This window comes from Fulvivirga sp., assembly GCF_040218215.1.
Classification (GTDB): domain Bacteria; phylum Bacteroidota; class Bacteroidia; order Cytophagales; family Cyclobacteriaceae; genus Fulvivirga.
In genome coordinates this window covers 290,711-303,972 of the sequence record NZ_JAVJQL010000014.1, presented here as the reverse complement: position 1 = coordinate 303,972, position 13,262 = coordinate 290,711, and the positions used below count along the sequence as shown (strand labels likewise).

Sequence of the window (13,262 nt, the reverse complement as noted above, 5' to 3'; positions counted from 1 at the left end):
GCTGGGGCTTAATTGGTTTTATTTTACGTTCTCTTCTAAGTAAGAGATAGCTTGTCCTACTGTTGAAATATTTTCAGCCTGATCATCAGGGATTGAAATGTTAAATTCTTTTTCAAACTCCATGATAAGTTCAACTGTATCCAATGAATCGGCTCCTAGATCGTTTGTGAAGCTTGCTTCAGGAGTAACTTCAGACTCTTCAACACCTAACTTATCGATGATGATTGATTTAACTTTTTGTGCTATTTCAGACATGTGTTTAATAATTTAGTTAAAATATCTGCAAAGAAATACATTATAGATTTAATGTCAAACAATTTTCTGAAAGTTATTCCTAGCTTTCATTTGTCCAAGAATAGGTAAAATAACTCAAATTAACATACTAATTTTGGCTTAATATAAGTACAATGAAGAAGACTAAACTCCTTATTGATTACGAGTACGACTTTGAGCTATTCGGAATAGCCTCCTCAGCCAGGTTTTTTAAACTGGCCTGGGCTATCAATTCGTTACTGTCTACAAGGCTGGTGAAACTTGAAGATTATACAATCGATTTCGAGAAGGGGGAGAGCATAAATTTCATAAATTATTGCCATGAAGATGAAAGTTGTTTGATACATCTTTTTAAAAACAAATCTCCAGATTATGAAAATAAGTACTTATTGCCGGAAATGACCCACTTTGATTTTATCTTAAAAATTAATGGCTCATTTCAAACGTTTGCGGCTGAAGAAGTTATAAAAGAATTACGGGAAGTGAAATACATTGAATATATTGCTCCGATTGCGTTAGAAAAACTCAAATCGAAAGACAATTTTTTAAATTAATATGAGAGAGGAAATTTTATTTAATAAGACCAAAGTAATAGCTACAGTAGGGCCAGCATCTAACACGAAGGAAAAGCTAAAGGAGTTGATAGAAGCAGGTGTTGATATTTTTAGACTCAATTTTTCTCATGGTACCCATGAGGATCATGCCAAAGTAATAAAATACGTAAAGGAATTAAATGAAGAATTAGATACTAATATATGTTTGCTTCAGGATTTGCAGGGGCCGAAAATCCGTGTGGGTGAAGTAGATAAGGGTGTTAAACTTAAAGTAGGACAATTATTTACCATTACACCTCATGAAATGCTTGGCACTAGTGAAAAGGCCAGCACAGTTTACACCAACCTTCATAAGGATGTGAAACCAGGTGATATGATCCTTATCGATGATGGAAAGATCGAGCTTAAAGTAAAAGAGGTAAAAGGAGAGGATGTAATCAGTGAAGTAGTATATGGTGGAAAATTAAAATCACGAAAGGGTATTAACCTTCCATTTACGAAGGTTTCTGCTCCATGTTTGACCGAAAAGGACTTGAAAGACCTTGAATTTGGCCTTACTCAGGATATTAACTGGATAGCCCTTTCTTTTGTAAGGTCTGCTGCTGATATTCATGAACTTCGCGAAAGAATTCAAAAGGCCGGGAAAAACTGCCGAATAGTTGCCAAGGTTGAAAAGCCAGAGGCAATGAACAATATCGAATCTATCATTGAAGCTACTGATGCAGTGATGGTGGCAAGGGGTGATTTGGGTGTTGAAATTTATATGGAAGAGGTGCCTATGGCTCAAAAGCGCATTGTATCATTATGTAATAAAGCGGCCAAACCAGTTATCATTGCTACTCAAATGATGGAGAGCATGATAGAGAATCCCCGACCAACAAGAGCTGAAACCAATGATGTGGCCAATGCTGTTATGGATGGTGCTGATGCTTTAATGCTATCTGCTGAAACAGCGGCTGGGCTTTATCCTATTGAGGTAATAAAAAGTATGGTGAAAACCATAACTAGTGTTGAACAGCAATCTGAGCAACTTTATTTTAAACATGATTTACCTGCCGAAGATGATGAGCTGTTTTTCAACAATACCCTGGTATTAGCGGCAAGCAGGTTGGCCAAGGCTTCAAAAGCCAAGGCAATTATTGGGATGACAGCTTCAGGTTATACGGCATTTAAGCTAGCATCGCATAGGCCAAAAGCTAACATCTTCATTTTTACCAGTAACAGGCCATTGTTAAATACAATGAATTTGATTTGGGGAGTGAGAGGATACTATTATGACAAGGAAGTATCAACGGATGATACCTTTGCAGATATTGAAGAGATTTTAAAGGAGAAAGGTCACATAGGCATGGGAGATGTGTTTATTACAACGGCAAGCATGCCCATCCATGCAAGAGGTAGAACAAACACAGTAAAACTTAATATTGTTGATTAATTTCTTTCTGATTTTTAAATCATAAATCAAAAGGGTTGCTGTCAGGCAACCCTTTTTTTATAATTGATTTGATGGCTCAACCAGCAACGTCTGTTCTTTATCAACTACTACTGCGCCAGGTGGATCACCTTTACGCTTTCTTACAAACTTTCTTGGAGTAATAATAACCGGACATAGCGAGTCAGTTTTCCTCTTAGAATAATATGCAGCAAGTTGAGCTGCTTTTTCTTTGACACTTACAGGAAACGGACTGCCAGATTTGTATTTGATTATCACATGTGATCCGGCTACATCCTTTGCATGCAGCCACAAATCTTCCTTATAAGTGTGGCGCAACATCTCATCATTTGCAGAAGCATTTTTACCCACCCAAATGTCAAAGCCTTGATAAATGAATAGGTTATAAGGCTTATTTACTTTTTGTTGAGTAGCAGTCTTTAAAAGGTTTTCTGTTTTGATGTACTCTCTTAAATCCTTGAGATGTTCGATTTTATTGATTTTACAATAGTGCTCCTCCAGACTTAATAGCTCAAATTCTTTACTCTCAACTACTTCTTCCAGGTTTTTTATTTCCTTCGACTGGTTCTTAGCCTTTTTGTAGAAATTCTCAGCATTTTTTTGAGGTGTTAAATGTCGCTTTAGCTTGATTTCAATTGGCCTATTTTCATCATAAAAGTTTGTGAGTTCAACTTTGTCACTGCTGCTATTAATAACGTGTAAATTGGCCATGACCAAATCACCAAGTATTTGATAGCTTGTTTTATTGTTAATCTCACTGAGCTTTTGCTTTGTTTTATTAATGAATGATTTAGATCGTTTTATGTTTTTCTCTAGAGCGTTAACTATTTCCCTTTTTTCTTTTTCTAACCCGCTAGAGCTAATATATCCAATATAGAAATTATTTAGTGCAGTTAAAGGATCACCATAGCGCTTTGAGTCTTCAAAAGGAAGTAGCGATAACTTATCTGAACGAATAAAGAACTCACGCTTGTCTAGCTGTGCCAGCGTATTTTCAACAAGGTTCCACTGTTCGGGAAGTGAGAGGTTTTTTAAACCTTGCTCATTTAAAAGACTTTCAATCTCCTTTCCAAAAGTAGGAAACAATAGTTTTGTATTGCCTTCTGAATTGATAAATGCCTCTTTTGACTGGTCAATATGCCTATCAAGGTTGGTAATGTCAATTGCTTGATCTTTTGTTAGATGTTTGTTGAACAATGAAACTATCTGTCCATTATTAAACAGAATAATATTAGATCTATTGCCATGCATCTTAAACAGAAATTCATAACCATCTTCGAGCTTGATAGAAAAGCAGCGTTCATTAAGGTATTGATATGTGCTCAATACTGTTTTGTTAAGCACTTCATTAAATAGGTCAACACTGTTCTTTCTGGCTCTGTGAAAGTTTTCCGGAAATGATAAACAGCAAAATGAAGCACTTAAAAATGCTTTTATGTAAAACTCATTCTCCTTATTACCAAATGAAATAATCAACTCGTCCTTATTTTGAGAGAAGCAGGATGATACTTTTAAATTCTTGATCCTTTCTCCCAATTCAGGAGTAAGCTGTTTAAGGAAGTAATAGTTATTGTGCACTATAATTCAATCTGTTGACCGTCAAAGGCCAAAGATATGTTTTCAGGAAGTTCTTTTTCAACATCTGCATGCCTGCCCATTCTATGGCTTAAATGAGTAAAGTAGGTATGGTCGATATTCAGCTCTTGAGCCAATGCTACTGCTTGCTCAAGGTTGAAATGAGAAATGTGCTCTGCTTTCTGTAGCGCATTAATGACCAAAGCTTTTGATCCTTTTATCTTTTCTTTTTCTTCTTCAGAAATATAATTGGCGTCTGTTATATACGTGAAGTTATTAATCCTGAAACCAAATACTGGCAGGTTCAAATGCAGCACTTCAATAGGAGTAAATTTAATACCGTCAGCTTCGAAAGGCATATTGGTTATTTCTTCAACTTTGATTTGAGGTATGCCAGGATATTTCTTACCAGTCGTAAAAATGTAGCTATATTCCATTTTTAGCTGATTCAAGACTCTTTTAGTGGCATAAATCGGCATTTCTTTTTGCTGAATAAAATTATAAGCCCTTACGTCATCTAGGCCAGCTGTATGATCTTTATGCTCATGAGTATAGATAACACCATCTAAAGAGTTAATTCTTTCCCGCAGCATTTGCTGCCGAAAATCTGGCCCAGTGTCTATAACAAAGCTCTTTCCTTCAACTTCTATATGCACGGAAGTTCTTAATCGGTGATCCCTGAAGTCTAATGAAGTGCAAACGTCACAACTACAGGCAATTACAGGTATACCCTGTGACGTGCCAGTACCCAGAAATGTGATTTTCAAAGCTCTAGTTTTGTTTGTGAAAGCTCGTAGAACAATTTTTGGTTCTTCTCGCTGAGAGAGTTTTTATCGATATTGAGCGATTTTATAATATCCAACAGGCAATTGATTTTGCCATCTGTTGCAAAAAACTTGTTTACAATAATAACCTTAGTATCATTTAAAATACACCATCCTGATGTGAAATTCCCTCTTTCATACCTAAGGATATAGTCTGTTTCGGCTATTAAGTCTTCAAGTTTGTTGAGAAAATGCTTCGAGTACCTGAGGCTCATTTAAACATACTTTTTCACCGCACTTACCAAAGCATCGTAGTCAAGAGGTTTAATTAAGTAGTCGTTAATGCCCACCTCGTCAAAGTCAGCTTTCGAATAATTCTTATAGTTACCAGAAATAGCTATAATCGGTGTAGAAGCCTTCTTTTTGTCAGGCAACTGTCTGATTTGTTTGGCCAACTCCATTCCACTCACTCCAGGAAGAATAATGTCAAGTATAATAACATCATAGTCATTAGCTTCAATTTCGCTAATTACTTTTGCTCCTGACTTAAAACCTTTCAGTTCATAACCCTGCCCAAAGAATATCTTTTTTGACAACGTTTGAATAACTGGACTATCATCTGCTAATAAGATTCGCTTTGCCATTCTAATTATTATTAAACTGTTCTTTTGCTTTTTTGAAGTCGTAATGAAGGTTATATAATTCCTTCAAGTTGTTTTCAAAAATATGATAATTTTTCTTTTTCACTTCATCTTCAGTGAATTCGGACCAAAAAGCCATTTTTTCAACGCCCAAGGTTCCCGCATTGCCCTTTAAAGTATGTAAAATATTCAAAATTTCTTCATTATTTGGTTCAGAAATAAGTCTCTTGCACCAATTTAATTGTATACTGCACTCATTATCAAACTCTTCCAGTGCTTCTGATACCATTTCTTTTCCACCAAATTCCATTAATCTGCTTAATGTTTTTTGGTTTAGTGTTTGACGTTTCTCCAATTCCTTTATTTTCTTTTCCAAATGCTGCTCAATTTCAGTATCCTCAGTCCACTTTTTTATTGTTCTGATCAGATTTTCTGGAACAATTGGTTTTGAAATGTAATCGTCCAGGCCAGCATTCAAGTACTTATTTTTATCTCCTTTTAAAGAATAGGCCGTCATGGCAATAATTGGAGTGTTCTTGTTCAGCTCAGTTTTTCTAATATGTTTGGAGGCCGTAACACCATCCATCTTTGGCATCTGTATGTCCATTAAAATAACTTGATAATTTTTCTTCCCCGCTAATTCAATGGCCTTTTCACCACTATCTGCTTGTTGAATAACGCATCCTGCACGTCTAAGCATCTCTGATGCCAGTTGAAGGTTAACGTTATTATCGTCAACCAATAAAACTCTTGGTTTGTTCTTTAATTCGATTTTAATTTTATCTTCTACAAGGGTAGCTGACGGAGATGTAGCAATGGTTTCGAAAGTAAACCAGAAGGTGGTGCCCTTATCTTTGTTGGGCAAAGCACCTATTTTTCCTCCCAGCATTTTGGCAAGCTTTTTAGATATGAACAACCCTAAACCCGTGCCTTTAAATGACTTACTGGTTGAACCGTCCAGTTGAGTGAAGCTTTTGAATAAAAGTTTGCTGTCATTTAAGCTTATACCTATGCCGGTATCAACTACTGAGCCTTTTAGCTTTAATGTGCCATTTTTCTTCTTTTTAAAGCTGTTTAAAGAAACAGTTATAGTCCCTTTCTTGGGAGTAAATTTTAATGCGTTAGAAATAAGGTTGGAATAGATCTGAATTATTTTGACCTCATCTGTCAGTATGTTCTTTGGTAGTTTTTTCTCTAAATTGAATTGGAGATTTATGCCATTCCTCTTAGCCTCATGCCCATATAGGGTCTTTAGCTTGCTCAGAAGTTTATCTGTTTTTATTATCGAGTTTTTAAGCTCCATCTTACCCGCTTCTATCTTTGACATGTCCAGCAGGTCATTCAACACATTCATTAAAATCTCTGAGGAGTTTTTAAGTGAGTCAAAGTGCTTTCGTTGTTTGCCTTCAAGCACTGACTCATCGAGCAAGTGAATCATACCCATAATGCCGTTAAGTGGGGTTTTAATCTCATGGCTCATATTGGCCAAAAACCTCTCTTTTATTTTTAGAGAGCGTTCTGCTAACTCTTTAGAATACTGCAGCTGTTCATTGGTTTTTTTAAGTTCTGTTATATCACGGGCCGTTCCCTCAATGTAAAGAGGTTTTTTGCCATCTCTTATTATCCTGATGTTACAAATAGTGGGGATGACTTTGCCAGATTTATGAACAATACCAGTCTCAAAATTTCGAACACTCCCATGATTTATCAAGTCTTTAAGAAGGGTTTTGATCTTTATATTGTAGATGTAAAAATTGGTAATGTTTTTACTTTTAAGCTCACTTTCCCTATAGCCCATAATATCTTTAACTGACGGACTAAGCATGGTGATGTTTCCTTTGAAGTCAGTTCTAAAATAAAGATCCTGAAATGACTCAAAGATATTTCTAAACTTTTCTTCACTCTTTACAAGCTTAATTCTGGATTCTGTCTTCTCTGTAATATCATAAGCCAGACCAGAAATGGCATGTATCTGGGCACTGGAGCCATATACAGGGTTCAGGAATAATTCCTTCCACTCAAAACCATCCTCGATATCCATTCGGATAACTACGTTTACAGACTTTCCCTTTAGTACTTTATTGTACTGTCTGCTCCAAAAGGTCTTGGTTTTTAAGGACTTTAACTCACCTTTCAATTCGTAATGAATGTATTCTGCGTCATTAAGCAGCAGGAAATATTCAAAGTAATTTTGATTGTAAGAAAGTAGGTTGAATTCTGAATCTACAGCCCAAATGATAAGATTGCCACTCTCTAAAATAGCATTGGAAAAAGCATTTTTCTGACGCTCTTCCTGAAGCTCTCTCTCCAACATTACAACCTTCTGGTTGAGTAACTTTGTATCACCCTTCATGCCCTGTGAAATTAACAAATTCTAATCTAATGGTTGTTTTTGACATTGTGATATTTAAAGATGTATTTTGCTCACAGTGTCATTAAAATCAAAATATTTAGTCAGTATAGTTGGTCCGACAGCAGTGGGGAAGACAGCCCTCTGTATTGATCTGGCAAAGGCTTTAAAAACAGAAATTATATCAGCGGATTCAAGGCAATTTTATAAAGAAATGTCTATTGGAACTGCCAAGCCGACTGAGCAGGAATTGATCCAGGTTAGGCATCATTTTGTCGGAGATCGTTCAGTTGAAGACGAATTTTCAGCAGGGAAATTTGAAAAAGAGGCCATTGAAATAATCACAGAACTTCATGAAAGTAAGGAAGCTGTAATTATGACCGGAGGCTCTGGGCTTTATATTGATGCAGTATTGAATGGTTTTAATGAAATGCCAGAAATTGATCCTGAGATCAGGCTAAATCTGAATTCCAAATTTGAAAAGGAAGGGCTTAAGGTGCTACTTGATGAATTACAAGAGGCTGATCCTGTCTATTATGAGACTGTTGATAAGGGTAATCCATACCGGGTAATTAGGGGGCTGGAAGTTTATTTGTCATCAGGCAAACCGTACTCAACTTTCAGGACAGGTGAAAAAAAGCTTCGCAATTTTGTTGTGATAAAAATTGGTTTGGACAGATTTAGGGAAGAATTATATGAACGAATAAACAAGAGGGTTGATATGATGATGTCTCTAGGGCTGCAGGAGGAAGTTAAAGCATTAGAAGCTTTTCGCGAAAAGCAGGCTTTGCAGACAGTTGGCTATAAAGAGATTTTTGACCATTTAGATGGATTGACAACACTGGATGAAGCAGTCGAATTGATTAAAAGAAATACAAGAAGGTATGCTAAACGACAAATGACCTGGTTTAGACGAGATAATGAAATCAAGTGGTTTCATCCTGACGATTTTCAGAATATACTTGGGTATATTGATGATCAAATAAAGAAATAAGGAAATTTATTTGAACTGAAAATGGTTTATATCGTATATTTTTGAACTAATGAATAGAATGAAATCACTTAAATGCCCTGTTTTTACTTTAGTCTTCATTTTTGGAGTCTTGTTTTCGCAGAGTTCTTTTGCCCAAGATGGTGAAGTAAACTGGCTGTCTTTTGAGGAGGCAGTTGAAAAATCTAAAACTGAGAAAAGGAAAATTTTTATTGATGTATATACTGACTGGTGCGGTTGGTGTAAAGTGATGGATAAAAATACTTTTAGCCAACCTGTGATTGCAGCATACCTCAATGAAAATTTTTATGCTGTAAAGCTTAACGCAGAACAACGTGAAGATATAATTTTTAGAGACCATACTTTTAAATTTGTAGAGTCAGGAAGGAGAGGATACCACGAATTAGCGGCCTCTTTGCTGAACAATAAATTGAGTTACCCTACAGTTGTATTTCTTGACGAGAATTTCAACATTATCCAGCCACTTCCTGGATATCAAAAGCCTGATCGTTTTGAGATGATCGTTAAGTTTATTGGTGGAGATAATTTTAAAACCACCGATTGGCAAACTTGGGAATCACAGTTTGTTTCTGCGATGGAGTAATTATCTCATCTTTGGCATTGACAGATTGTATTTAATGGCCACCACTCTTATTGTCAATATTATGGATGTAGTTATAATATAGTTAACATCCTGATTCAACCCTGTTTCTGAAAGCACAAAGAATGTAAATGCGCCAATCAGGCACGGAGTAGCATATATTTCCTTCCTAAAAATTAGAGGAATTTCATTGCAGAGTATATCTCTAATAACACCACCTACTACCGCTGAGACCATACCCATTACCATGGCCATGCCCGGATTTAGACCAAAATCCAATGCTTTCTGCATTCCGCTGATGGTAAATAATGCGATACCAATACTGTCAAATATGAAAAATGTCCTTTTCAAATTGACAATGTATTTTTTGAATAGAAGAGTAAAAGGAACAGCCAAAAGTATAGCAATGGGGTATTCCACATTGTCTATCCAGGCCACTGGAGTTGCCCCTAAGAGCAGGTCTCTAGTGGTGCCTCCACCCACTGCTGTAACAAAAGCAATGACGGCAGCACCAAATAGGTCCATATCTTTCTTAGCGGCTAATCGCAGTCCACTTATGGCGAAAACGAACGTTCCTATTAAGTCGAGGGCATGTAGTAAATTCACAGCAGCTAATTAATGCTGTATTCGCTGAATAAAAAATAAAAGAACATTATATTTCTCCATTCTTCATCTTGCTGAAACTCAAAGCGCTTGTCATTATGGGATTTTTCTATGTCAATTCTCTTTTTGTTGACATATTCGAGAAGCGTAAGTCCATCTTTAGCATCTTTCATTTCTAAATTGAGGCTTAACCTATTGTTTGGACCAATGATATTTGCAAACTCACGAAAGTCAGCCTGAACTACTTGCCTTAAAACGTTTCCTTCTTTAAAACCTCCGTCAGCGGAACAGTGGCACTGGCTGCCATATTTGGTAAACCATTTAAAACTTACTTCAGGCAGTTCTTCACTTTTGTATTTAATACCCGCTGCCTCTGAGATTAAAACTTCCAGTTCGGTAACAAAGGAGTTAGCTGTTTTTTGTTTGGTACGGGCAGCCGTGCAAATGGCACTTATAAATTGGGGTGATAGTTGATCTTTAGCTTTATAAATAGGGTAAGCTAGGTTTTGACAAAAACTGGAGTTTAGTATAAAACATAATGGAATTACCCATTTAAAGCGAAATGTCATCAGAAAAAAGCATTAATAAAATGAATACAATGATAATAACAATGTAAACAAGTTTTCTTCTATCATTATATAACATATGGCGAATGCCGTCAGTGCGATAATATTTGCTGTATTGCTGCATCAACCCACCAAAATCCCTGTACTTATGAATGACCTCTAAAGGTGGCTGGGGTTTGTTAATATTTACTTTGAGCTTAGTCATTATTCGCTATAGTTTATATTCTCCGACAACTTTTTCAACTTCTTCAATATTCTATAGGTTTTGATTTTGGCGTTCACCTCTGTCATTCCCATTAAATACCCGATTTCTTTAAAGGAGTGATTTTCAAAAAACCTTAATTCTATGAACTGAATTTCATATTCATCTAACTGCTCCAGCAGTACTGATATCAACACATGCGAGTCAATGAGGGTTTCAGAATAGTCTATTTCCTCTATTAATAGGTTGATGTGGTGATCTTCTATGCTTACAGACCGCAGGGCATTATTTCGTCTTCTGAAAAACTGATTGATCTCGTTTAAGGCGATCTTATATAGCCATGAAGAAAACGGTACGCCCTGAAACTTAAAACTTTCAATTTTTTTCAAACAATTGAGAAACACCCTGGAAGTTATGTCTGCTGAAAGTTCAAGATTATCTACTCGTTTGTTTACAAATAAAAATACCTGATCGTGGTATTTGATATATATCGGAGCGAAGTGTTCTGGGTTTTCTTTTGCTTTTTCTATGATAGATAGTTCTTCTCTTATTTCCTCTTTTGACACGTGGTAGGCGCTGGTTGTAGTTTTAAGATATGGGTATAGAATATTTTCCAATCTATAAAACATAATGAGCCAGGAAGGATAATTAAACGATTTACTAAAACTCATACCATAATTATTAGCACTATTTAATATACCATCATTAATCGAAGAAGTAAAATATCCGGACTACTGACTTCGGAACCAGTAGCCGGATATTTCCGCCTTACAATGCCTCTCACAACATTGTTTAGAAATGAAGTACCCTTATAATGCACCAGTTATAAAAAGGTACACATCTGGCTTTAAATTTTTATTTGCATGGCATATGGCTACCTTTGCAGTCCTTGACAATCAAGGAGATAATTTTGAAATGAAAATAGAATGTTATGTCTGAAGTAAAAAAAGGGGACAAAGTAAAAGTGCATTACACTGGTAAATTGAATGATGGGTCAGTATTTGATTCATCTGCCAACAGAGAACCTCTTGAATTTGAAGTAGGAGCAGGAATGATGATCGCAGGTTTTGATAACGCTGTGAATGGAATGAAAGTAGGTGATAAAAAAGTAGCAGAAATACCTGCCGCTGAAGCATATGGTGAAAAAAATGATGACATGGTAGTTTCTGTGCCTAAGGCCCAGTTGCCACCTGATTTAAATCCTGAAATCGGTCAGCAGCTAAGCATGCAGCAGCCAAACGGACAGGCTATTCCTGTGGTTGTTACTAAGGTAGAAACTGAAACCATAGAGATCGATGCAAATCACCCTCTGGCTGGTAAAGATTTAATTTTTGATATTGAATTAGTTGAGATTAGCTAATACTTGATCAAAAGACAAAAAAAGCCCTTCCGGAATTTCCGGAAGGGCTTTTTTATTGTCTAAGCTTTTTATGCTAATTGAGCATCAAGTTTTTGAGCCAATACACCTTTAGGCACAGCACCTACTTGTTTATCTACTATCTCTCCACCCTTGAAAACTAATAAAGTTGGAATGCTTCTGATTCCAAACTTAACGGGAACGTTAGGATTTTCGTCAACGTTCATTTTTCCTATAACAGCTTTACCCTCATATTCGCCAGCCAATTCTTCAACAACCGGACCGATCATTTTACAAGGACCACACCACTCTGCCCAGAAATCTACCAAAACAGGTTTGTCACTGTTTAAGATTTCGTCAAAGTTAGAGTCTGTGATTTCAATTGTTTTACTCATTTTATTTCTATTTAAAGAGTGAAAATATCATTTCGATTTAGGAACACAAATGTAGACATTTTTGGTTCTTTGATCGAACTACTTTATTTATAATTATTATCAATGGTCATATAGACTACAGTTATATCTGGCTGTAAATAAAAAAATCCCACCAGACGGATGGGATTTTACTTGAGGCGCTGAGCGGATTCGAACCGCTGTAGAAGGTTTTGCAGACCTCTGCCTAGCCACTCGGCCACAGCGCCATTTCTACTTTCGAAATTAAGTCGCAAAGCTATAAATATTCGACAATTACTTCAATAGAAATTATCTTTTTTGTCTTTTGCTACAATAACGGTCTTATAACCTCTAAAACATTGTTGGCAACTATTTTATGGCCTTCAACATTTGGGTGAATCCCATCTGCCAAATTAAGGTTTTCATCTCCAGCAACACCCTGTAGGAGAAATGGAATAAGCGCAGCATTGTTCTTTTTTGCAATTCTTGGAAAGATCGACCTGAAATTTTCAGTATAATCTTCACCCAGGTTAGGAGGTACCATCATGCCGGCAATGATGACCTCTACATTAGGATTTTTCTCCTTTACCTTGTCAATAATCTGTTGAAGATTACTCTCAGTTTGTGAAAGAGGGAGACCTCTTAGCCCATCATTTGCGCCAAGCTCAAGTATAAAAATATCTACTGGTTCTTTCAGTATCCAATCTAGTCTGTTTAATCCACCGGCAGTGGTTTCACCGCTCAGCCCGGCATTAATAATCTTATACTGATCAGAATTTGAATTTAACTTTCTATCTATAATAGCAGGAAAGGCCTGCTCTTTTGAAAGTCCGTATCCTGCCGTTAGACTGTCTCCATAAAACAAGATCGTCTTTTTCCCGGAAGTAAATGACAACGTGAAAAATAGAACTATTAAACCTAAAAACTTGAACTTCATGTG

General features: G+C 36.3%; 17 protein-coding genes and 1 tRNA gene. 5 read left to right on the top strand and 13 right to left on the bottom strand.

Translation table 11 applies throughout. The annotated features are described in order from the left end of the window. Window positions 1-18: 18 nt before the first annotated feature. The gene (locus RIB54_RS10050; RefSeq protein ID WP_155175817.1) at window positions 19-255 is read right to left on the bottom strand and encodes an acyl carrier protein; all 237 of its coding nucleotides are present in this window, start codon (window positions 253-255) and stop codon (window positions 19-21) included. A gap of 152 nt (window positions 256-407) precedes the next feature. Between RIB54_RS10050 and RIB54_RS10045 the strand changes: the two genes are divergently transcribed. Next, window positions 408-827 carry an IPExxxVDY family protein gene (locus RIB54_RS10045; RefSeq protein WP_350065756.1) on the top strand — a complete coding sequence of 140 codons (420 nt, stop codon included), beginning with the start codon at window positions 408-410 and terminating at the stop codon, window positions 825-827. Window position 828: 1 nt separating this feature from the next. Next, window positions 829-2,262, top strand: coding sequence for a pyruvate kinase (pyk, locus tag RIB54_RS10040; protein WP_350065758.1), 1,434 nt, complete (start codon window positions 829-831; stop codon window positions 2,260-2,262). Window positions 2,263-2,319: 57 nt separating this feature from the next. Here pyk and RIB54_RS10035 read toward each other — a convergent pair whose 3' ends face one another. The 5 genes from RIB54_RS10035 to RIB54_RS10015 are packed head-to-tail and all read right to left on the bottom strand — an operon-like array spanning window position 2,320 to window position 7,613. Further along, complete coding sequence (locus RIB54_RS10035; RefSeq protein ID WP_350100788.1) at window positions 2,320-3,858, bottom strand: NFACT RNA binding domain-containing protein; 1,539 nt, start codon at window positions 3,856-3,858, stop codon at window positions 2,320-2,322. Next, window positions 3,858-4,622, bottom strand: coding sequence for an MBL fold metallo-hydrolase (locus tag RIB54_RS10030; protein ID WP_350065761.1), 765 nt, complete (start codon window positions 4,620-4,622; stop codon window positions 3,858-3,860). Before RIB54_RS10030 ends, RIB54_RS10035 begins: the two co-directional genes overlap by 1 nt. Further along, on the bottom strand, window positions 4,619-4,894 hold the full coding sequence (locus RIB54_RS10025) for a hypothetical protein (protein WP_350065763.1): 276 nt from the start codon (window positions 4,892-4,894) through the stop codon (window positions 4,619-4,621). The genes RIB54_RS10030 and RIB54_RS10025 overlap by 4 nt, the downstream gene beginning before the upstream one ends. Beyond that, window positions 4,895-5,263 carry a response regulator gene (locus RIB54_RS10020; protein ID WP_350065765.1) on the bottom strand — a complete coding sequence of 123 codons (369 nt, stop codon included), beginning with the start codon at window positions 5,261-5,263 and terminating at the stop codon, window positions 4,895-4,897. A 1-nt stretch (window position 5,264) separates the two neighbouring features. After that, window positions 5,265-7,613: a response regulator gene (locus RIB54_RS10015; protein WP_350100787.1), complete on the bottom strand. Its 2,349-nt coding sequence runs from the start codon at window positions 7,611-7,613 to the stop codon at window positions 5,265-5,267. A gap of 76 nt (window positions 7,614-7,689) precedes the next feature. Here RIB54_RS10015 and miaA point away from each other — a divergent pair, with 76 nt between their 5' ends. Both miaA and RIB54_RS10005 read left to right on the top strand, forming a co-directional pair. Then, window positions 7,690-8,604 (top strand): tRNA (adenosine(37)-N6)-dimethylallyltransferase MiaA, encoded by a 915-nt coding sequence (gene miaA / locus RIB54_RS10010; RefSeq protein ID WP_350101026.1) that lies wholly within the window; start codon window positions 7,690-7,692, stop codon window positions 8,602-8,604. 58 nt (window positions 8,605-8,662) lie between these two features. Continuing rightward, on the top strand, window positions 8,663-9,205 hold the full coding sequence (locus RIB54_RS10005) for a thioredoxin family protein (protein ID WP_350100786.1): 543 nt from the start codon (window positions 8,663-8,665) through the stop codon (window positions 9,203-9,205). On the opposite strand, the gene RIB54_RS10000 is transcribed toward RIB54_RS10005, so the two are convergent. Genes RIB54_RS10000 through RIB54_RS09985 form a run of 4 tightly spaced genes read right to left on the bottom strand, consistent with a single transcriptional unit; the run spans window position 9,206 to window position 11,244 of the window. After that, on the bottom strand, window positions 9,206-9,808 hold the full coding sequence (locus RIB54_RS10000) for a trimeric intracellular cation channel family protein (protein ID WP_350100784.1): 603 nt from the start codon (window positions 9,806-9,808) through the stop codon (window positions 9,206-9,208). A gap of 5 nt (window positions 9,809-9,813) precedes the next feature. Further along, on the bottom strand, window positions 9,814-10,374 hold the full coding sequence (locus RIB54_RS09995) for a hypothetical protein (RefSeq protein WP_350065773.1): 561 nt from the start codon (window positions 10,372-10,374) through the stop codon (window positions 9,814-9,816). Continuing rightward, complete coding sequence (locus RIB54_RS09990; RefSeq protein ID WP_350100783.1) at window positions 10,358-10,576, bottom strand: hypothetical protein; 219 nt, start codon at window positions 10,574-10,576, stop codon at window positions 10,358-10,360. Before RIB54_RS09990 ends, RIB54_RS09995 begins: the two co-directional genes overlap by 17 nt. Next, a complete protein-coding gene (locus tag RIB54_RS09985; protein WP_350100782.1) occupies window positions 10,576-11,244 on the bottom strand; it encodes an RNA polymerase sigma factor in 669 nt (222 codons plus the stop codon). The genes RIB54_RS09990 and RIB54_RS09985 overlap by 1 nt, the downstream gene beginning before the upstream one ends. A 260-nt stretch (window positions 11,245-11,504) precedes the next feature. On the opposite strand from RIB54_RS09985, the gene RIB54_RS09980 reads away from it, so the two are divergent. After that, on the top strand, window positions 11,505-11,933 hold the full coding sequence (locus tag RIB54_RS09980; protein ID WP_350100781.1) for an FKBP-type peptidyl-prolyl cis-trans isomerase: 429 nt from the start codon (window positions 11,505-11,507) through the stop codon (window positions 11,931-11,933). Between the two features lie 68 nt (window positions 11,934-12,001). Here the strand turns inward: RIB54_RS09980 and trxA are convergent, their stop codons facing one another. From trxA to RIB54_RS09965, 3 genes are all read right to left on the bottom strand, one after another. Then, window positions 12,002-12,325, bottom strand: coding sequence for a thioredoxin (trxA, locus tag RIB54_RS09975; protein ID WP_350065780.1), 324 nt, complete (start codon window positions 12,323-12,325; stop codon window positions 12,002-12,004). Window positions 12,326-12,499: 174 nt separating this feature from the next. Next, a tRNA-Cys gene (locus RIB54_RS09970) sits at window positions 12,500-12,570 on the bottom strand. Window positions 12,571-12,650: 80 nt separating this feature from the next. Beyond that, window positions 12,651-13,259, bottom strand: a complete 609-nt coding sequence (locus RIB54_RS09965; RefSeq protein ID WP_350100780.1) for an arylesterase — start codon at window positions 13,257-13,259, stop codon at window positions 12,651-12,653. Window positions 13,260-13,262 lie beyond the last annotated feature (3 nt).

What these genes read in the sequence shown, in the direction of transcription:
- RIB54_RS09985 (WP_350100782.1), bottom strand. Translation starts at nt 11,244, where the DNA reads ATGAGTTTTAGTAAATCGTTTAATTATCCTTCCTGGCTCATTATGTTT.
- RIB54_RS10015 (WP_350100787.1), bottom strand. Translation starts at nt 7,613, where the DNA reads ATGAAGGGTGATACAAAGTTACTCAACCAGAAGGTTGTAATGTTGGAG.
- RIB54_RS10025 (WP_350065763.1), bottom strand. Translation starts at nt 4,894, where the DNA reads ATGAGCCTCAGGTACTCGAAGCATTTTCTCAACAAACTTGAAGACTTA.
- pyk (WP_350065758.1), top strand. Translation starts at nt 829, where the DNA reads ATGAGAGAGGAAATTTTATTTAATAAGACCAAAGTAATAGCTACAGTA.
- RIB54_RS09990 (WP_350100783.1), bottom strand. Translation starts at nt 10,576, where the DNA reads ATGACTAAGCTCAAAGTAAATATTAACAAACCCCAGCCACCTTTAGAG.
- RIB54_RS09995 (WP_350065773.1), bottom strand. Translation starts at nt 10,374, where the DNA reads ATGACATTTCGCTTTAAATGGGTAATTCCATTATGTTTTATACTAAAC.
- RIB54_RS10050 (WP_155175817.1), bottom strand. Translation starts at nt 255, where the DNA reads ATGTCTGAAATAGCACAAAAAGTTAAATCAATCATCATCGATAAGTTA.
- RIB54_RS09965 (WP_350100780.1), bottom strand. Translation starts at nt 13,259, where the DNA reads ATGAAGTTCAAGTTTTTAGGTTTAATAGTTCTATTTTTCACGTTGTCA.
- trxA (WP_350065780.1), bottom strand. Translation starts at nt 12,325, where the DNA reads ATGAGTAAAACAATTGAAATCACAGACTCTAACTTTGACGAAATCTTA.
- RIB54_RS10020 (WP_350065765.1), bottom strand. Translation starts at nt 5,263, where the DNA reads ATGGCAAAGCGAATCTTATTAGCAGATGATAGTCCAGTTATTCAAACG.
- RIB54_RS09980 (WP_350100781.1), top strand. Translation starts at nt 11,505, where the DNA reads ATGTCTGAAGTAAAAAAAGGGGACAAAGTAAAAGTGCATTACACTGGT.
- RIB54_RS10005 (WP_350100786.1), top strand. Translation starts at nt 8,663, where the DNA reads ATGAAATCACTTAAATGCCCTGTTTTTACTTTAGTCTTCATTTTTGGA.
- RIB54_RS10045 (WP_350065756.1), top strand. Translation starts at nt 408, where the DNA reads ATGAAGAAGACTAAACTCCTTATTGATTACGAGTACGACTTTGAGCTA.